This window comes from Pseudomonas sp. W2I6 (genome assembly GCF_030815935.1).
Taxonomy (GTDB): domain Bacteria; phylum Pseudomonadota; class Gammaproteobacteria; order Pseudomonadales; family Pseudomonadaceae; genus Aquipseudomonas.
The window spans coordinates 2,081,840-2,099,963 of the sequence record NZ_JAUSXJ010000001.1 but is presented as its reverse complement, the minus strand read 5'-3'; the positions used below and the strand labels follow the sequence as shown (position 1 = coordinate 2,099,963).

Sequence of the window (18,124 nt, the reverse complement as noted above, 5' to 3'; positions counted from 1 at the left end):
AGCTACCCCCCACAATTCCCACCAATCACCTCCCCCGCAAACGCCTTACGCACAAACGGCGTCGAGTCCACGAGCGAACCATTGACCGTAGCGGAGTGATCCAGCTCAGGATAAAAATGCCATTCAATCCGGTCCCCGACCTTGCACGCATCCCTGACCAGCGCCTTTTGCCCAGGCACAAACACATCCTGATCCCGCCCCCCCGTACCGACAAAAACCGGAATATCCGTCTTCAACGTCGGATACGCCGACTCACGATAAACCTTGTCGAGCGCCTCTTTCGGCGACCGCTTGAAACTGTCATTGAAGCTGAGCCCATCAGCCATCACCCGCTGCTCAATGGCATGCAAACAATCCCGCCGGCTGCTCTCAAACGCAGGCACTGCACGCTCGCTCAAGTAATCCGCAGCCACAAACCCAGGATCAAACAACGTGACAGTACTCAGCCGCAGCAAGTTATAGGCAAAGGTCGGCACCACCGAACTGCGGGCCTTTTCCAACTCGGCACTGCCTCCCGTTTTATGGGTGGCCGCGTAAGGCGTACCGGTCGCCACCACCCCCACGATATCCAACTCGGGCGCATAGTCTTTCGCATAGACCGCCGTGGCAAACGCAGCACGGCCACCCTGTGACTGCCCAAACACCACCACACGTTTGGAGAGTTCGAAACCACCCGCCCCTACCGCGCGAATGCTGTCGAGCACCCCATAGGCCAGCGGACTGGTCAGCCCATACGGATGCAGGCCAGGCGTCCCAAGCCCCTGGTAATCGGTAGCGACAATCGCGTAGCCCTGAGCCAGCCAATAATTGAGATAGCGCGTATCCCGAGGGCTGCGACCGGCGAACGACGGCGCGCAGATATCGGCACTCCCCACCGTGCCGTGGGCCCACGCCATCAGCGGCCAGCCACCCGGTGGCGGTGTGCCCTTGGGCAGGAACAGCGCACCGGAAACGACAATCCGTTTATGGGTATCGAGACCGTCGGTGGACGTGTACAGGATGCGAATATTCTGCCCCGCCTCGGCCAGGCTTTGCTGTTCGGTCAACGGCTCGCTGCGCAGCATCCGCCCGGGTGACGCGGGCACCTTGTCCGCCCAGGTATAGAACGCGGGAACACCACCATCACCGACGGGCGTTTGCGCAGCACTCACACCACTGCATCCCCCCAGCAACACCGCCAACGCAAGCGATAACCGACGCGACATCACCAGCCCTCTTTCAACATCCGCAATTCAAGGTACTGCAACAACATGATGGTCTTGCCGTCGACGATCTCGGCACTGTCCACCATACCCAGGGCCTCCTCGAATCCCAACTCCAGCACTTCGATATCCTCACCTTCATCCTCCAGCCCGCCGCCATCACTGACTCGGTCGCCAGGCTGATATTCGCCGATGAAAAAGTGAATGCGCTCGGTCACCGAGCCCGGGCTCATGAAGGCCGAATAGATCTTTTCTACATGGCCCACACGGTAGCCCGTCTCTTCTTCCGCCTCCAGGCGAATGCGTTCCTCGGGGCTGGCGTTGTCCAGCAGGCCGGCGGCAGACTCGATCAGGTAACCGTGGTAGCCGTTAACGTAGGTAGGCATGCGGAACTGGCGAATCAGCAACACCGTGCGCCGCTCACGGTTGTACAGCAGGATCGTCGCGCCATTGCCCCGGTCATAGATCTCGCGGGTCTGGGACTGCCAACTGCCGTCGCGGCGGCGCAGGTCAAAGGTGTACTTTTTCAGCACATACCAATTATCCGAGAGCAGTTCTTCGGCGTGGATGCGGACGGGACTGTTTTCCATGGCAGGACCTTTTTGTCTTGTGTTATTCAGCATGTCGTGCAAAATCGTGCACAGTCAAGAAAAAACGTGCAGGAAGCTTCCGATGCTGACCCAACAACGTAAACAACACCTGCTGGATACGCTGCACCGCGACGGCCGGCTGATTGCCAAGGAGTTGAGCCAGGCACTGGAGGTTTCCGAGGACACGATACGGCGTGACCTGCGGGAAATGGCCAAGGAAGGTTTGCTGCTGCGGGTGCACGGCGGCGCCTTGCCGGCATCCCCCGCGATGGCTGATTTTTCGGTTCGGGAGCACTTGGTACCGGAGGAAAAAATCGCCATTGGCCGCACGGCTGCGCAACTTGTGCAGCCCGGCCAGGTGGTGTTTATCGATGGCGGTACCACGTGCCTGCAACTGGCCCATCACTTGCCGGCGGAACTGAATGCCACCGTGGTCACCCACAGCCCGTCGATTGCCATGGCCCTGGTGGATCATCCGCAGATTGAAGTGATCATGCTCGGCGGGCGGCTGTTTCGCCACTCACTGGTGGGGGTGGGGGCGGCCACGCTGGAGGCCATCGGCCGGGTCAATGCCGACCTGTATTTCATGGGGGTGTGCAGCGTGCACCCGAATGCCGGCCTGTCTACCGGCGATTATGAAGAGGCAGTGGTCAAGCGCGCGTTGTGTCACGCGGCCGCAGAAACCATCGTGCTGGCCACCTCGGAAAAGCTCAACACCGCGTCGCCCTACCAGGTGGTGGAGCTGGCACAGGTCAGCGCGATCGTCGCATTGGCCAGTACGCCGCGTGCCCTGCTGCAACCCTATGAAGCTCAGGGCCTGACGCTTTACCTGGCGTGACCGTCAACAGTCCTTGATGGCTTGCCATGACGCGGCGACTTGCGCAGCGTCCGAGGCGTTGACCCGCGCCAGGTCAACCGGATACTCGACCCCCGGATTTTCCGCGAACCGCGTGGCGGTGAACTGGCCGTTGCTGGCACGCAGGATATAGCCGCTGTCCTGGCACGCTGCCGAAGCCAGGAAGATCACCCCAGGCGTGACCCATTCCGGCTTGAGGTTGTACGGCTCGCCGGTCACGCCCCACATGCGGGTCTTGGCCACGGGTGAAATGGCATTGACCAGGATCCCGGCCTCCGCCCCTTCCCCGCTCAAGGCATTCATGATCCCCAGTTGCGCCATCTTCCCCGCGCTGTAGGCCGCCAGGCCCGGCTGGACGTAGCGCGTGTACATCGCACGGTCGGAGGTGGTCAGCACAATACGGGGTGCGGCAGATCGCGTGAGGTGCTGCCACGCGTGTTTGCACAGCCAGATCGGTGCATAGACATTGACGTCCATGGCCCGCCGGATGAAAGCCTCGTCGGCGGCCTCGATGGGCTGATAGCCGACCCAGCCAGCATTGTGGATCAGGATATCGAGCTGCCCGAAATGCGTGATGGCGCACTCGATCAGCGCTCGACACCCCGCTTCGCCGGACAGGTCACCCGCGTGGCCAACCACCCGCAGGCCTTCACCCTGCAGCGCCAGCGCGGCCGCCTGTACCACCTGGGGATCAGCCCCATCGCCGAGGGTGTCGGCACCGATATCACTGATTACCACCTGCGCGCCGAGTCGCGCCAACTCGCGCGCATAGCTGAACCCCAAGCCACGAGCCGCACCGGTCACGATTGCGGTTTTACCTGTAAAGTCCATCGTCGCGTTCTCCTGATAGGCACTCCACCCTAACAACCCGTGGCCGTCCTGTTTAATACTGAGAAACAGCGATATTGATACCTGCGCCGTATCAAGCCCCACACCGCCATCTACCTGAAGGAACAGCCCAGATGATCGAAACCCGCCTGTTGCGCCAGTTCGTTGCCGTTGCCGAAGCGCTGCACTTTCACCAGGCCGCGGAGCGCCTGCATATGGCGCAGCCAGCGTTGAGCCAGGCGATCAATCGCCTGGAGGCAAAGTTGGGGTTTGCCCTGCTGCAGCGTGACCGTCGTGGCGTGAAGCTGCTGCCAGCCGGGGCGGCGTTTCTTCAGACGGCCTACACCGTCCTCGGGCAATTGCAGCAAGGCATTGAGCAAGCCCGGCAGGTGTCCCAGGGAACCGCCGGCACACTCACCATCACCTCGGTGTCGATCACCGGCTATCCGTGGTTGCTGGATACCCTCAGGCAGTTTCGCCTGGCGTTCCCCAGGGTTCAGTTGGTGATCAAGGAAATGCCCTCTGCCAACCAGGCCAAGGCCTTGTTGAGTGGTGATACCGATATCGCTTTTTTGCGCTACCTGCCAGGCCAGGCAGATAACATCGAATCCCGGCTGCTGCTGGATGAACCGATCCTGCTGGCGCTGCCCGCAGACCATCCGAATGCGGATGACGCCGCTATCGAGCTGAAGGACTTTGCCGGCGCCGATTTTGTGTTCACGCCCCAGGCATTGGGCAGTGGCTATCACCACCAGTTGATCGCTTTATGCGAGGCCGCGGGCTTCTCTCCAAGGGTGGTCCAGGAAGCCGATCAATTACCCACCCTGATTGGCCTGGTGGCGTGCGGGTTTGGTGTGGCGCTGGTGCCGCAGTCCATTGCCCGTTCGATGCCCCGTGACAAAGTGGCGTTTGTGCCCCTCACCGCCGCGTCCTCCAGCATCGGGCTCTACCTAAACTGGAACACCAGCAATTCTTCCCCCTTGGCCGGGCACTTCTTTTCTCTGCTGGACGAGGCGATGTAATACTTTGCAAGCAATGTCCGGTGACGACCGTCTGAATATTTCCTGCGCGGCCAGGGCATCTGTTAAAACCCGTGCTTCGCCTGTGTCCTGGAACCTTCATGTCTTCACGTTTTCTGTCCCGTCTCGGCCTGCGCTGGTTTCCCCTGCTGTGCATGGCCGCCCTGATCATCGGCCTGCCCGTGGGTTGCGCCGTGCTGCAACACAAGGAACGCGAGTTGCTGTTTCGCGTGGAGCCGGGCACTGCCAGCTGGTACAGCGGGTTGCCGCGTGATGTGCAGGAATTCGACCTGAAACCCGCGAGTTTCAAGGCAGGGCAGAATATTCATGGCTGGTGGTGGCCAGCGGCACAGAAGGACGCGCCGGCAATTCTCTACCTGCACGGCGTGCGCTGGAACCTCACTGGCCAACTGTTTCGCATCGAACAGCTGCGGGCCCTGGGCTTTTCCGTACTGGCCATCGACTACCGCGGCTTCGGCCAGAGTCGAGGCGACCTGCCGTCGGAAACCAGCGTGTACGAAGACGCGCGCATTGCCTGGGAACGCTTCCAGGTGCTGCAACCCGACCCCGCCAAGCGCCTCATCTACGGGCACTCCCTGGGTGGCGCGGTGGCCATCGACCTCGCGGCGGAACTGGGCAAGCAAGCAGCGGATGATCATGTGCCGCCGCCAGTGCGCGGACTGGTCATCGAGTCCACCTTTACCTCCCTGGCAGATGTGGCCACGGCGGTAGCCAATACGTCATTGCCGGTGCGCTGGCTGCTGTCGCAGAAGTTCGATTCCATTGACAAGATCGCTGATATCCACATGCCGCTGCTGGTGGTTCACGGGCTCGCCGATGCCTTCGTGCCACCGCGCTTCAGCCAGCAACTGTTTGACGCCGCCCAACAGCCGAAACACCTGTTGCTGGTACCCGGTGCCACTCATAACGACAGCATGCGACTGGCCGGCAGCAGTTATCGCCAGGCGTTGGACAGCCTGATGCAATCGAAGCGCGCCACTCAGGTTGCCGGGCCCTCCACCGGGCGCCCAAACGACTCGTAAATCTGCATTTCGGCACCGGTTTCGCCGGTGCCTGTCAAGGCGCAAAGCCTGCCCATGCTGGCCATAAACAGTGACTGATCAAATATTAACCGCAGGTTAAATCGCCATACCCGCCGGGCTCAAGCGAAGTTATCCACAGAGATACCCACGGTTTTCGTGGACAACTCTTTTTACTTTTTTACGATTTTTTTGCTCAGTAATGCCCTGTTGGAAAGCTTGGCGGCAGCAAAATCTCCTGCATCACCTCGCGAATCGAAACCATGGGATTTGGTACCGGACCGGGTGTGGTTTTTCCATGGTGCTCAGCTCACTCGGCAGGGCATCACCGACACCCCAACCCATTGCGTTTGCGCCTAATGCTGATTAATCTCGCATAAACACGCATCAACGAGCAAAAACATGCATAACAGCCATGCTGCCATCGACCTGCCCTCCCTGCGCAAACAGAAAATCCTGTTGCTGCTGGAGCGCGACGGTAAAGTCACTGCCTCGGAGTTGGTGGAGCATTTCGCCGTTTCCCAGGACACCATTCGCCGCGACCTTGGCGAACTCGCCTCCGCCGGTCTGCTGCAACGCGTGCATGGAGGTGCGCTGCCACGGCCCAAGGACACCGGCAAGGATTTCTTCACCCGGTTTGGCGAAACCACCGCGACCAAACGCCACCTGGCACAACTCGCCGCCGATCGCGTGGAGGACGGCCAGATCGTGCTGTTCGACTCCGGTACTACCACCCTGCAAATCGCCCAGTCACTACCGCATTCCATCAAGCTGACCGCCGTCACGCACTCACCGATGATTGCCATCGCGTTGTCCGAACATCCCAATGTGACGGTGATCCTTGCCGGTGGCCAACTCAACCCGGTGACCATGGCCGCCAGCGGGCATGAAGCATTGCGGCTGATCCAGGGCATCAAGGCCGACCTGCTGTTCACGGGTGTGTGCGCACTGCATCCACAGGTCGGTATCAGCTCGTTGCACTTCGAGGAAGTGGCGGTAAAACAGGCTATGCTCGACAGCGCCTCCCACGTGGTGGCCGTCACCCTGGCCGACAAGCTGGGCGCCGTGGAGCCATTCGTAGTGGCACCGTGCAGCCGCATTCATACCCTGATTACCGAGTGGCACGTGCCGCCGGGCAGCGTCGAGGCTTATGAATGCCTGGGGCTGGAGGTGATGCAAGTGGATGCCTGAGGGGCGAGCGTCGCTTGAAGGGCAAGCGCATCGACCAGCGCATGACCGCTGGCCGTATTATCGAAAATACACCAAGTCGGAATGCCCTCCTCCAGGGAGGCTCTCAATACCTCGGCCAGCGCGCACAAACGCTCGGTTTCGTAAGCGCTGTGATAGATACGCGGCGAACCATGCAGGCGCCAATAGCGCACACCTTGCCAGCCTTTCGGTGCATCCCCATCAGCGATCACCGGCGGGTCGGCGGCGACCCGTCCTATCTGGTAATCCTGCAAAAGCCTGTCGGCCTGCACCCAGCTGGCGTGCCGCGGCTCAAGCACCACAGGGCCAGCGAAGCGTTGACGCAAGGCTGTGAAAAAGCCGCCGGCAATGATCGGGTCGTAGCTTAAAGAAGGCGGCAATTGCACCAGCAGGCAGCCCAGGCGGTCGCCCAATTGCAGGCACTGTGCAAGGAACTCATCCAATGCCGTATCGCAGTCACGCAGACGTAATTCATGGGTGATGTGCCGTGGCAGCTTGACCGAAAAACCAAAGCCCGACGGCACTGACTGCGCCCATCGTTCGTAGGTCTGCGGGCGATGGGGGCGGTAGAAGGAGCTGTTGATTTCAACCGCATTCAAGCACGCGGCATAACGTTGCAGATGAGTGCCCTGCCGGGGAAATCTTGGCCATTGCTCACGAGGCAGGATCCAACCGGCACAACCGAGAAAAATCGGCATCAGAACAACACCGACGCCGCATCCCTCATGAAAATCTCCACCGTCTTCGGCCCGACGCCCTCGAACGCATTCAAGCGTTTTTCAAACTCCCCACGGTCGGCACTGGCATCGTGGATATGGCTGATCCTGCCCGCGTACTCCGCATTCAACTTGCTGCTGAGGTCGAGCAGGCGTTGCGCGGTGCTTTCGTCGTAACGCACGTAATGCGCCTCACCGAGCATGGCCACCAGTTCGCGAGAGGTGCAGTGTTGCAGTTTGCGCGGGGTGTCCCGGCCATGCTTCACCACAATCACCTGATAGGCCTGCGCCGCGATCTGCGCCTGAATGCGCTTGCCCATCAGGAAGCTGGCGACAAACCACTTGAACAGTGCGTTGTCATCACCGGGCTTGAGCTCAATACCCAGTTCCCCGGCGCTGATGGATCGCCCCATGACTGCCTCCGTTCTTCACTGACCCAGCTTGCGCTCGGCCTTGGCGGCTTGCTCGTTGATCTGCTCGGTTTGCCGTTGTGTGTCCTTGATGGACGTCGGCGTGATCACCTTATCGACGGTTTCTGTCTTGGGATTGGGACGCTGTAAAGAACTGCCCTGATCGGCAGCCTGGCGACCTTTTTGCGCCTGTTCAGAGCTGATCGCATCAGGGGTTTTGTCGGCGGTTTTTTCAGTGCCCATGGGGATTCTCCTGCGGTTAAAAGGTCAGGCTCCAGCGCGGAGCCGTTATGCAGCAGAGCCCAAGGTTTTTCGATAGTTCAAGGAAATTGCCTCGGGTGCATGCACCGAAAAATAGGGCAAATTAATTTAAACCTTTTGCGCTGGCCCCCCCTCAACAGTCAGGTAACGGCATCGCGCCACTCTTCAGGAGAAGCATCATGAAGCACTTGCTGATGAAACAAATGGGACTGACCTTCGCGCTGGCCGCGGGCTCGATGGGTGTGGCCATGGCCGCCACTTCCAATGACTTCGTTGACGCCGCAGCCCAGGGCGGCATCACCGAAGTAGAAGCCGGCAAACTGGCGCTGGAAAAGAGCGGTGCCGCTGATATCAAGGCGTTTGCCCAGCACATGATCACCGACCACACCAAGGCCAACCAGGAGCTGACGGCCCTGGCGACGAAGCTCGACATCAAGGTGCCCGACGATGCCAGCCTCACCGACAAGGCCAAGAAAATGATCCTGGAAATCCGTGAAGAGTCCTTTGACAAGGCTTACGCCGACAACCAGGTAAAGGCCCACGAAGACACCGTGGCCCTGTTCAAAAAAGAAGCCGCCTCCTCGGATAACGCCGAACTGAAGGCTTTTGCCGAGAAGACCCTGCCGACTCTCGAAACCCATCTGAAGATGGCCAAGGAGTTGCAGTCCCAGCACGCCAATTAATCATTGACCCACTCAGGAGACACTCGACCATGAGTTCGCAACTGCACGGCAAGAAGATTCTGATCATCACCTCCAACACCGGTATCGAGCGCGACGAGTTGCTCAAGCCGCTGGAAGCCCTGCGTGGTTTCGGCGCCACGGTGACCCACGGTTCCAGCAAAGGTGGCAGCACCCAGACCTTTCTCAAGGACACCGAGAAAGACAGGACGGTAGAGTCCGACGCCAAGCTCTCGGACCTGCACGGCAGTGACTTCGATGCACTGGTCATCCCCGGGGGCACCGTCAATGCCGACACCCTGCGCCAGGACGCCGATGCACTGCGGCTGATCAACGACTTCGTCAAGGCCGGGAAAACCGTAGCCGCCATCTGCCATGGCCCTTGGGCCCTGATTGATGCCGGCGTGATCGGCGGCAAGACCCTCACCTCCTACAAAAGCGTGCGCACTGACCTGGTCAATGCCGGCGCAGCAAACTGGGTGGATACGCAGGTGAAGGAATGCCCGGCCAATGGCTGGACCCTGATAACCTCGCGCACGCCCGACGATTTGCCGGCGTTCAATGAGGCCATTGCCAAGACACTGGCGGCCTGACGCCCGCCAATGCAAACAGGCGCCCTCGGGCGCCTGTTTTTTTTCGATTCTGTCTTAGCCTTTGCCATGCTCAGTGGCATGTGTCGCCCGGTTCACACCCTTGGGTCCAAACAGCGCCCAGAGGATCAGCCCCAACAGCGGCATGAAGATCAGTACCACCAGCCATAAACCCTTGGTCTCCCAGCCACTGCCACTGCGCAGAACGCTGTTGATCGCCCACAGTTCCAGCAGCACCAGAATCACCGCCAAGCCAATCCAGACATATTCGATTTGCATGATTCATCCTCCTGAGGTCGTATGCGTTAGGTCAAGCAACGCGCCCGAGGGTTCATTAAAATTGCAACGGATGGCTCTCGCCCAACGGTTGCGGCACACGGGCCGTAACCTTCTAGACTCAAACGGACACTACCTTTTACCCCTTGGAGGCCCGGGATGACCGAGCACATCATCCACTTTCACTGCCAGATCGATCAGGGCACTACCGAGCGCTTTCGTGATTGCTGCCTGGACGCGATCGATCAAGGCGCCAGTTCGTTGCTGTTGAACCTGTCGACCACCGGCGGCAGCACCAATTTCGGTTTTACCCTCTACACCTTCCTCAAGTCCCTGCCGGTGCCGTTGTGTGCGATCAATGCGGGCAATATCGAGTCCATGGGCATCATCATGTTCCTGGCGGCAAACCGCCGGATCACCACGCCACACTCGCGCTTCCTGATTCATCCGATGAACTGGTACTTCAACCAGAACTCGGTAGACCACCAGCGCCTGCGGGAATACCTGTCGAGCCTGGACAACGACCTGGCGCGCTACGTGAAAATCTACGAACTGGAAACCGCCAGCGCCGAAACCCACCTGGATATTTTCAAGTGCCTCTCGGCCGAGGAAAAAGTCATCGCCGCCCACGAGTCACTGGCCTACGGGATTGCCCATGAGGTCGAGCAGATCGTGTTTGCCGACGACATCAAGCACTGGAAAGTCAGCGGCGGCTAGGCATTGTTTAATGCATGCAAGCCACCACTCGACCGTGCAACCTGCACGACCAGAGCCGCTTTTTATCACACATAACCTATTGTTTTATAAGCAGATAAATATTTTGTTCAACTTGGTACAACTCATGCTGTAGAGGTCTGCACAGGCGGGCAATTCGACCCGCCCTTTCGCTACCCGTGAGGTGTCACCCATGAATGCCATTGATCTTCTCAAGGCCGACCACGAACGCGTCAAAGCCATCCTGAACCAACTCAGTGAATCGACCGAGCGCGGCGTAAAGAAGCGCACTGAGCTCCTGGCCAAGCTGGAAATGGAAATCAGCCTCCACACCCGCCTTGAGGAAGAAATCCTCTACCCGGCTTTTCGCAAGGCCGGCGGCAAGGATCAGGAAATCATGTACCACGAGGCCAAGGAAGAACATCGCACTGTCGACTCCCTCGTCCTTCCGGACCTGAAGCAGACTTCGCCCTCCACCACCGAGTTTTCCGGCCGGGTGAAAGTCGTCAAGGAACTGTTGGAGCACCATATCGAGGAAGAGGAAAGCGAGATGTTCCCACAGGCCAGGAAGCTGTTGGGCAAGGCCTTGCTGGAAGAGCTGGGCGCGGAGATGGAAGCGATGAAAGCCGCGCACAAGAAAGCACCCGGCGCGAAGCCAATGGCGGCTTGATGTCCATTCGTCGCATGCCTGGAAACTATTTCAAACTTTGAATTGGCTGGAGGATTCCCAATTAGGCAACACCATTGATTCGCTCATCATTGAGGGTTTTCAAAATGGCTAATAGTGGAAAAACTACCCCAGGTGCTGGTCACAAAGACCAGAAAGACCCAAACCGTAAAAGCGGCGGCCAGGGTTCAGGCGGCAACTTCGCCAATGACCGCGAGAAGGCTTCTGAAGCGGGCAAAAAAGGCGGGGCTCATAGCCACGCCCCAGGCTCCAAGAAGTCTTGATTGAGGCGTCGCCGAAGCCTGGATGTGCTCCGGGCTTCGGTCCCCATCGCCAAGAGGGATTGAGTCATGAAGACCAGCATTTCCCAAAGGATCGTACTTGTCGCCAGCCTGGCGCTCGTACTGTATGCACCCGCCTACGCGGCCTTCGGCGACAACACCGCACCCGAGACGCCTGCCTTGAGCGGCAACAGCGTGCCAGGCTCGGCACTGCCGCCAGGCACCTATCCCAGCAGCCCGTCCGGGGCTGACAGCAGTGGCAACAAGGACGCTGAAACGAAAGCACCTGCACCGTCTAAAACCGTGAAGAGCACGCGCCATAAAGGCAACTCGACCCAGCATCCCGGTACCAAGACCGGCAAAAAGGCCGTGCCAGAATCGGGCAGTTGACCGATTAGTTCTCGCTGGGGCCGCCGATAAAGTCCAGGCGCAGGTTCATCCACTGCCGAACGATTTCCCGGGCTGCTTGCCTGGCATCAGCAGCAGAGAAGCCGCGCTCGCGTTGCAGCCAGTCACTCGTCGCTTGCCGTGCGGGCTCAATGGCGGCCAGCGCTTGCTGGCGTTGCCTGGCAGGCCACTGTTTATCCGCGCCCCAGTTGCGCAGGGCTGATTCCGGGTCCTGGGCCTGCGCTGCGGTGCCTGGCTGGAGAAACAGCCGAGGCGACGCGGTGGCCTTGAGGGAAAGCGTGTTCCAGTCGGCGTAGCTGGCAAAGCGGATGGTGCCTTCGTTCTGCGATGCAGTGGACAAAGGCTCGGTAAACGAATCGTCCAGCCGCTTCCAGGCCGGCTGTGCAAACAGATCACCCTGAGGGGCACAAATCGGCGCAAAGCTGTCGCGGGTGGAGCCGTACAACGACCCGAACGACTCATACGCGACCTCACCCTGCCGGCTGAAAACGAAACAGTGCACATACGGGCGTTGGTCGGCGTACATCTCATACTGTTGGCGCTCGATCATCATGCGCAGCAAGGTCAACATCACCCGGTCACGGCTGACAGCAGGATCATTCTGCAGGTCCTGCCAGATCGACCAGGGAAAACTGTCTTCCTTGAGTGCTATGAGAACCTGCTTGCGATTCTCCTCGGCCTCATTCTCCGTCACGCCACTGTCAGGTTCAAAACGCTGCAGGTAGACCAGCCAGGCGGCGGCCAGATCGTTCATCGGGTAGCGCCGAAGCCCTTCAACTGCCTGGGCCGGATGGTACGGAATACTGGCAATGATTGCGTCAAGGGCTGCGGTGTCTTTGTGGGTGATGGTTCCCACCTCGACCACTCTCTGGCTCAGTTGGGATTGCAGGCAGCCGGGCAATTGTTCCGGGGTACCGGCACACGCGTTGCGAGTCTGCAACCACGTGCGCTGGCCACGGCGCAATTCGTCGCGCTGGTCGGGTGCCAGTTTGGCCATTGCCTGGCTGTAGTACAGGCCCAGCGTAGTGTCGAGTTCGCTTAATTCAGGGCTGGCGCAAATGGACTTTTCCACCGTGGTGGAGGCCTTTTTACAATCGAAGGACGCGCCACTGGCAGGCATCCACGCACCCATCAGCACGCCAGTGAGCAACAACATTGGATAGGCAGAATGAATACGGCGGGCCATGGCTTTCCTAGGGTGAGTTCCTTTCAAGGCGCTTATTGTGCCGACGCGATTGCCAATGTCCAGTCTGTCGGCACTGTCCTACAAAGCACTCGCCATGGAAGGGCGATCACTTGCCAGCTCACGCTCAATCTGTTCGATGCTCGGCAAGCTGGTTTGCAGCTCTGCAGGCAATGATTCCACCAGTTGATACTCGGCAACACCAATGGGGCGCGAGCTGTCACGCAGGGCGTATTCGGCCACTACTTCGTTCTTGCTCTTGCACAGCAGCAGGCCGATGGTGGGGCTGTCCTGTGGGTGCTTGAGCTGGGCATCTACCGCCGCGAGGTAAAAGCCCAGCTGCCCCAGATGGTCGGGTTTGAATTTGCCGGCCTTGAGTTCGATGACCACGTAGCACCTCAGCTTGAGGTGATAAAACAGCAGGTCGACGAAAAACTCCTCGCCCCCTACGTCCAGCAATACTTGCCGTCCCACGAAGGCAAAACCGGCGCCCAGCTCCAGCAGAAAATCGGTGACATGTTTGACCAGGGCGTTTTCGATTTCACGCTCCTGCGCGTCAAGGGACAGGCCCAGGAAGTCGAAACGGTAAGGATCTTTAAGTGATTCGCGAGCCAGGTCGGATTGCGCCTTGGGCAGCAGTCCGTCAAAGTTGCTGACCGCGTTGCCGCTGCGTTCCAGCAGGCGACCTTCGATTTGCATCACCAGGATGTTGCGCGACCAGTTGTGTTCGATGGCCTGTGCAATGTACCAGCGACGGGTTTCGGGGCCGGGCAACCTGTCCAGCAACACCAGATTATGGCCCCAAGGCAATTGTGCAGCAGCCTGTTGCACAAATTCGGAATCCGGCCACGCCTCCGCAAATGCACGCATGTACTTCAGGTTACGCGGCGAAAAACCTTTCATCTCCGGAAACGCTGAACGCAAATCCTGCGCCAGCCGCTCAATCACCTTGGTCCCCCAGCCCTGCCGTGCCTGCCGGGTCAGAATATCCTGGCCGATTTGCCAATACAGCAACACCAACTCGCGGTTTACCGCCAGGGTGGCACGTTGCTGGGCGCAGTGGATTCGACTCTTGAGATCAGTCAGCCAGTCGCTGTATCCCTCGGGTGGTGTGTTCAGGCTATCGGGGGTCTCACTCATTCCTTTTCCCTCGTGGGTTGGGCAGGCGGTCGATGGTAGCGAGGGGACAATCCGGAATGGGCCAGCAGAATGCTTTCGATACAAATCAACTGGAACCGTACCTTCAGGCGCATCAAGGGGTGCCTCAACATGCGTGCTGTGGTCAAATGAGCCGGTCACTTCCATGGTTATTCCCGATCTATGAACGCCACACCCACCGACGACAGCCAGGCATCCACCGGGGACCGCATCCTGTTCCTGCTCAAGACCCGTGGTCCGCTGAAAACCACGGACCTGGCTGCACTGCTGGAAATCACCTCCGAAGCCGCCCGCCAGCAAATCCAGAAGTTGCAGGTCGCGCAGTTGATCGTCGGTGTATCGGCCCCCATCTCGGGTGCCGGCCGGCCCTCGTTGAAGTGGACATTGACCGAAACCGCCCAAAGCAAATTCCCCGATTCCCACAGCGTACTGACGTTGCACCTGATCGAGTCCATTGAAGGAATTTTTGGCAGCGAAGGCGTGGAAAAAGTCATCGCCAGCATGGAAACGACGGCCAGGCACGAATACACCCAGGCCTGCTCCGCCGCGTCGACCTTGCGGGAGAAAGTCGAGATCCTGGTACAGATTCGCGAACGCGCCGGGTACATGGCGCAGATGGAGCCGCTGGACGATGGCTGGCTGCTGGTGGAGAACCACTGCCCGATCTGCGTCGCCGCCCGTAAATGCCAGGGGTTCTGCCGCTCGGAACTGCAGATCTTCCAGGCAGCCCTGGGCGATGAGAATGTGGTGGAGCGGCGCGAGCATTTGATTTCCGGGGACCGGCGCTGCGCCTACAGCATCCAGCCCCGCCGCCTGTAAGAAAGAGGCTGCGATGGGCTGCGCAGCAACCGCAATTCCAGCGCCGCAGTGTCCCGGATACACCAACGGTTCAGGATTCACGACCGCTGCGCAGTCCATCGCAGCCTAAGCCTCACGCCGTACTCAAGCCCATTGCAGGAAGGACAGATTCCGGTGTAGTGGCGCAATGCCCACCAATCATATAACCAAGAGAGATCTTGGATAATACGTTGAGCGCTTTGAATTACACAAGCCAATACTTTTTACGGTGCCGTAAACAGCCTAAACCCTGACCCCCAGCATGCCGCTGGTAATGATGATCGTGACTATGGCGCCCATGCCGATCACCAGCCAGGTCAACAGCGAACTGCGTGACTCGCTGACATTGTGATTACGCAATACACCTCGCAAACCACAACCCAGATGCCCAATCAGCAGGAACACCGCCAGCGAGTAATGCGGCAGCAGCCGAATGCTCCATGGATCCGCCAATAACCCTACGGGCTCGGCCACGGCCCAGGCGTAATCGGTGTCGGTGCCGAAGTAACGCGCCAGGGTAAACACCGAGTTGATATGGGACGCGATAAACAGCGAGAGATAGGCGCCGGAGGCGGTTTGTAACGCGTCCAGCAGGTCGGCACGCGTGACGGTCTTCGGGCGAATCAACACCAGCCCGCTGAGAATCTGAAAGAAAAACGTGACAATGATCACCGGCTCCAGCCAGCCATTGCGATACACCCGTCGCAGCACGTCCATCACCGACTTATGCACATCGGTACCCAGTACACCCAGGAGGTGGTTGAACAGGTGCGGCGCGAGAAACACCAACAGGATCGCCACCGAGGCGATGCCGTGGGCGACACGCAGCTTGATATAGGTCTTGTCCAAGGTCACCAAGCTGATGCTCGGGCCCGTTGACGACACCATCGCAAAAAAGCCCGCCAGCGCCAGCCACAGCCCGCTCCATACCGCGATGTCGTGGCCCTCGATTTTCATCAGGTACAGCAAGACGCCCATAAGCGTGTACGCAGGAGGCGCAGCCACCGCCAGGCACGACAAGCGTCGCGCCAGGACCAGGCGTGCGCTCATGACCGGTTGAACACCGGTGACATACACACAGGCAAACGCCAACAGCGGCACCGCATAGGCACTCAGGATCAGCGCCAGGACGACCGGGGTGCCGGCGCCTGCCACATGCGCCTGGTTACTCCACGCCAGCGCCCACGGATAATACAGCGCCGCGGCGAACGGCAGCAGCCACAGCCATTCCAGCCAGGGTTTGATAGCTTTGCTTAACATATTGATTTCCCGGTGATAAATATCACCCGGATAGTGCCCAGCCATCGCCACCCGCGACAATTAGGCACCCAGGCAAAAGCCTTTTACCCAATGGTCATGCCTGGAAGGCTTGCACCATGTAGTCGACGAACAGCTTGACTCGCAGCGGTATCTTGTCGCGCTGCCGATAGCAGATGTAATGCCCCCTGCCCCGCGCCTGCGCCGCATAACCCGGCAGCAAAACGATCAAACGCTGTTGCGCGATCCAGTGCTGCGCCTGATAGCCGGCCAGCTGTGCCACACCACCGCCGGCTACGGCCGCGAGCGCCACTAGCTCCGGGTCATTGAACAACTGGCTGTAAGGCAACGGCAGCCGTATGAACTGCCCGTCGACTTCAAACTCCCACACATGCGGCTTGCCCGACTGCGCCAGGCGAAAGGCGATAGTCTTGTGCGCCGCAAGGTCTTCCAGGGTCTGCGGGTAGCCGGCTGAGTGCAGGTACTCAGGCGCGGCGCAGGTGACGAAACTCATCGGCGCCAGTTGCCTGGCGATCACATCGGCGTCCTCCAGCCGCCCGTTGCGAATCGCGACATCCACGCGACCTTCGGCGAAATCCACATGGCGATCATTCAGATCAAATTCGAGGGTGATGTCCGGGTGGGACTTACAGAACCCAGGCAACAGCGGCGCAATGCACTTGCGCCCAAAACCCACGGTAGAGCTTACGCGCACTACGCCGGACGGCGACTGGGTAGCGTGTTTCAGCGCTTCGGTCGTGCGCAACAGATGCTCGACACTGGGCAGGCACTCTTGAAAAAACCGGCGCCCTTCCTGCGTGACCGCTACGCTGTGGGTCGTGCGTTCCAGCAGCTTGATCGCCAGTTGGGTTTCCAGGCGGGTAATGCTGCGACTCACCGAAGGCACTGAAATGCCCAGGTCGCGTGCTGCCTCGCTGAAGCTTTCGCTGGCCGCGACTTTCATGAAGGCGATGACGCCGGCGAAGTTTTTTCCGATGGACATCGGTGAGGTTTCCTTGAAGGGCGCACGCCAAAAGCATCGACAGTACCCAACCGCAAACCCAAGCGCCCTAGCCAATCCGACGGTTTTTCGGTAGGCCAAACTGCGGCTTTACAGCCCTTTTGATCTGGCACAAAATCCCTCCTTATCTAGAAAATATCGGGATCGCGCCATGCTTGAACACCCATCGATTAAGTTTGGCGCGGCCCCCGTGCAAGGTTTGGTCCGGGAGTATTTGCCCGGCTTGCGTGAACCTCACGTTCACCCGGAACACGCGCAAATCATGTACGCCATCAAAGGTTCGATGACGGTACTGACGGCCGAAGGCATCTGGGTTCTGCCACCGCAGCGGGCGCTCTGGATTCCGCCAGGTGTCAGCCACACCTTCAAGCATTCGCGTCAGGTGTCGATGCGTACCGTATATGTGCGTCAGGGCGCGGCCAGCATTCCACCGTGGGCCCGCTGCGCAGTGTTAAATGTCGGGACGCTGGTGCGCGAGCTGATCCTGGCCTGCGCGCAACTGCCAGGCGAGTACCCCGAGCACAGCCGCGAAAGCCGCCTGGGCACCGTGCTGCTGGACCACCTGGCATTGCTTGAGCAAGACGCCTTTTACCTGCCTGAACCCTCGGATAAACGCGCGGTGCGCGCCGCCAACCTGATCAAGCAAAACCCCAACGACACTCGGCCGCTCAAGGAAATCGCCTTCGAGGTAGGCGCCAGTGCACGCACCCTGGAGCGGCTGTTTGCTGCCCAGACCCGCATGGGCTTCGGCGCCTGGCGCCAACGCTTGCGGATGATGGTGGCCCTGGAAAACCTCGCGGCGGGGGAAAGCGTCAGCAGCACCGCCGCCGCGATTGGCTACGAAAGCTCCAGCAGCTTTATCGCCGTGTTCCGCTCGGTGTTCGGTTGCAGCCCGGCCAGGTATTTCGCCCAGCGTTGAGC

General features: G+C 59.7%; 23 protein-coding genes. 12 read left to right on the top strand and 11 right to left on the bottom strand.

The annotated features are described in order from the left end of the window. Window positions 1-2: 2 nt before the first annotated feature. A complete protein-coding gene (locus QF039_RS09990; RefSeq protein WP_307517787.1) occupies window positions 3-1,205 on the bottom strand; it encodes a lipase family protein in 1,203 nt (400 codons plus the stop codon). Next, entirely contained in the window at window positions 1,205-1,792 is a 588-nt protein-coding gene (gene nudK / locus QF039_RS09985; RefSeq protein ID WP_003207421.1) for a GDP-mannose pyrophosphatase NudK, read from the bottom strand. Before nudK ends, QF039_RS09990 begins: the two co-directional genes overlap by 1 nt. An 82-nt stretch (window positions 1,793-1,874) precedes the next feature. Between nudK and QF039_RS09980 the strand changes: the two genes are divergently transcribed. Further along, a complete protein-coding gene (locus QF039_RS09980; RefSeq protein WP_307517784.1) occupies window positions 1,875-2,630 on the top strand; it encodes a DeoR/GlpR family DNA-binding transcription regulator in 756 nt (251 codons plus the stop codon). 3 nt (window positions 2,631-2,633) lie between these two features. Here the strand turns inward: QF039_RS09980 and QF039_RS09975 are convergent, their stop codons facing one another. Next, window positions 2,634-3,479 carry an SDR family NAD(P)-dependent oxidoreductase gene (locus QF039_RS09975; RefSeq protein ID WP_307517782.1) on the bottom strand — a complete coding sequence of 282 codons (846 nt, stop codon included), beginning with the start codon at window positions 3,477-3,479 and terminating at the stop codon, window positions 2,634-2,636. A 131-nt stretch (window positions 3,480-3,610) separates the two neighbouring features. Between QF039_RS09975 and QF039_RS09970 the strand changes: the two genes are divergently transcribed. From QF039_RS09970 to QF039_RS09960, 3 genes are all read left to right on the top strand, one after another. Continuing rightward, window positions 3,611-4,498 carry a LysR family transcriptional regulator gene (locus tag QF039_RS09970; protein WP_307517780.1) on the top strand — a complete coding sequence of 296 codons (888 nt, stop codon included), beginning with the start codon at window positions 3,611-3,613 and terminating at the stop codon, window positions 4,496-4,498. A 98-nt stretch (window positions 4,499-4,596) separates the two neighbouring features. Beyond that, window positions 4,597-5,538 (top strand): alpha/beta hydrolase, encoded by a 942-nt coding sequence (locus QF039_RS09965; protein ID WP_177039895.1) that lies wholly within the window; start codon window positions 4,597-4,599, stop codon window positions 5,536-5,538. A 399-nt stretch (window positions 5,539-5,937) separates the two neighbouring features. Continuing rightward, the gene (locus tag QF039_RS09960; protein WP_102368864.1) at window positions 5,938-6,726 is read left to right on the top strand and encodes a DeoR/GlpR family DNA-binding transcription regulator; all 789 of its coding nucleotides are present in this window, start codon (window positions 5,938-5,940) and stop codon (window positions 6,724-6,726) included. Here the strand turns inward: QF039_RS09960 and QF039_RS09955 are convergent. Genes QF039_RS09955 through QF039_RS09945 form a run of 3 tightly spaced genes read right to left on the bottom strand, consistent with a single transcriptional unit; the run spans window position 6,684 to window position 8,113 of the window. Continuing rightward, window positions 6,684-7,442 carry a DUF72 domain-containing protein gene (locus QF039_RS09955; protein WP_307517774.1) on the bottom strand — a complete coding sequence of 253 codons (759 nt, stop codon included), beginning with the start codon at window positions 7,440-7,442 and terminating at the stop codon, window positions 6,684-6,686. The genes QF039_RS09960 and QF039_RS09955 overlap by 43 nt on opposite strands. Further along, window positions 7,442-7,873: a hypothetical protein gene (locus QF039_RS09950; protein ID WP_003207407.1), complete on the bottom strand. Its 432-nt coding sequence runs from the start codon at window positions 7,871-7,873 to the stop codon at window positions 7,442-7,444. Before QF039_RS09950 ends, QF039_RS09955 begins: the two co-directional genes overlap by 1 nt. Before the next feature lie 15 nt (window positions 7,874-7,888). Beyond that, complete coding sequence (locus QF039_RS09945; RefSeq protein ID WP_307517771.1) at window positions 7,889-8,113, bottom strand: hypothetical protein; 225 nt, start codon at window positions 8,111-8,113, stop codon at window positions 7,889-7,891. A 197-nt stretch (window positions 8,114-8,310) separates the two neighbouring features. Here QF039_RS09945 and QF039_RS09940 point away from each other — a divergent pair, with 197 nt between their 5' ends. Both QF039_RS09940 and QF039_RS09935 read left to right on the top strand, forming a co-directional pair. After that, window positions 8,311-8,814: a DUF4142 domain-containing protein gene (locus QF039_RS09940; protein ID WP_003207404.1), complete on the top strand. Its 504-nt coding sequence runs from the start codon at window positions 8,311-8,313 to the stop codon at window positions 8,812-8,814. A 29-nt stretch (window positions 8,815-8,843) separates the two neighbouring features. Then, window positions 8,844-9,404 (top strand): type 1 glutamine amidotransferase domain-containing protein, encoded by a 561-nt coding sequence (locus tag QF039_RS09935; protein WP_003207402.1) that lies wholly within the window; start codon window positions 8,844-8,846, stop codon window positions 9,402-9,404. A 54-nt stretch (window positions 9,405-9,458) separates the two neighbouring features. On the opposite strand, the gene QF039_RS09930 is transcribed toward QF039_RS09935, so the two are convergent. Next, complete coding sequence (locus QF039_RS09930; protein WP_003207401.1) at window positions 9,459-9,680, bottom strand: PLD nuclease N-terminal domain-containing protein; 222 nt, start codon at window positions 9,678-9,680, stop codon at window positions 9,459-9,461. A gap of 156 nt (window positions 9,681-9,836) precedes the next feature. Here QF039_RS09930 and QF039_RS09925 point away from each other — a divergent pair, with 156 nt between their 5' ends. From QF039_RS09925 to QF039_RS09910, 4 genes are all read left to right on the top strand, one after another. Next, window positions 9,837-10,394 carry an ATP-dependent Clp protease proteolytic subunit gene (locus QF039_RS09925; RefSeq protein ID WP_008435011.1) on the top strand — a complete coding sequence of 186 codons (558 nt, stop codon included), beginning with the start codon at window positions 9,837-9,839 and terminating at the stop codon, window positions 10,392-10,394. A 190-nt stretch (window positions 10,395-10,584) separates the two neighbouring features. After that, window positions 10,585-11,061, top strand: a complete 477-nt coding sequence (locus QF039_RS09920) for a hemerythrin domain-containing protein (protein WP_008435010.1) — start codon at window positions 10,585-10,587, stop codon at window positions 11,059-11,061. Window positions 11,062-11,165: 104 nt separating this feature from the next. Beyond that, on the top strand, window positions 11,166-11,342 hold the full coding sequence (locus tag QF039_RS33715) for a KGG domain-containing protein (RefSeq protein ID WP_177045051.1): 177 nt from the start codon (window positions 11,166-11,168) through the stop codon (window positions 11,340-11,342). A gap of 66 nt (window positions 11,343-11,408) precedes the next feature. Beyond that, window positions 11,409-11,729 (top strand): hypothetical protein, encoded by a 321-nt coding sequence (locus QF039_RS09910; protein ID WP_307517765.1) that lies wholly within the window; start codon window positions 11,409-11,411, stop codon window positions 11,727-11,729. 4 nt (window positions 11,730-11,733) lie between these two features. On the opposite strand, the gene QF039_RS09905 is transcribed toward QF039_RS09910, so the two are convergent. Together QF039_RS09905 and QF039_RS09900 are read right to left on the bottom strand one after the other, a co-directional pair. After that, window positions 11,734-12,933: a lysozyme inhibitor LprI family protein gene (locus tag QF039_RS09905; protein WP_307517763.1), complete on the bottom strand. Its 1,200-nt coding sequence runs from the start codon at window positions 12,931-12,933 to the stop codon at window positions 11,734-11,736. A 78-nt stretch (window positions 12,934-13,011) separates the two neighbouring features. After that, window positions 13,012-14,070 (bottom strand): YhcG family protein, encoded by a 1,059-nt coding sequence (locus QF039_RS09900; RefSeq protein ID WP_307517762.1) that lies wholly within the window; start codon window positions 14,068-14,070, stop codon window positions 13,012-13,014. 180 nt (window positions 14,071-14,250) lie between these two features. Between QF039_RS09900 and QF039_RS09895 the strand changes: the two genes are divergently transcribed. After that, a complete protein-coding gene (locus QF039_RS09895; RefSeq protein WP_307517760.1) occupies window positions 14,251-14,907 on the top strand; it encodes a metalloregulator ArsR/SmtB family transcription factor in 657 nt (218 codons plus the stop codon). Window positions 14,908-15,168: 261 nt separating this feature from the next. On the opposite strand, the gene QF039_RS09890 is transcribed toward QF039_RS09895, so the two are convergent. Together QF039_RS09890 and QF039_RS09885 are read right to left on the bottom strand one after the other, a co-directional pair. Further along, window positions 15,169-16,185 (bottom strand): hypothetical protein, encoded by a 1,017-nt coding sequence (locus QF039_RS09890; RefSeq protein ID WP_177008590.1) that lies wholly within the window; start codon window positions 16,183-16,185, stop codon window positions 15,169-15,171. A 94-nt stretch (window positions 16,186-16,279) separates the two neighbouring features. After that, the gene (locus tag QF039_RS09885; RefSeq protein ID WP_003207388.1) at window positions 16,280-17,185 is read right to left on the bottom strand and encodes a LysR family transcriptional regulator; all 906 of its coding nucleotides are present in this window, start codon (window positions 17,183-17,185) and stop codon (window positions 16,280-16,282) included. Between the two features lie 208 nt (window positions 17,186-17,393). On the opposite strand from QF039_RS09885, the gene QF039_RS09880 reads away from it, so the two are divergent. After that, window positions 17,394-18,122, top strand: a complete 729-nt coding sequence (locus tag QF039_RS09880; RefSeq protein ID WP_158213527.1) for a helix-turn-helix transcriptional regulator — start codon at window positions 17,394-17,396, stop codon at window positions 18,120-18,122. Window positions 18,123-18,124 lie beyond the last annotated feature (2 nt).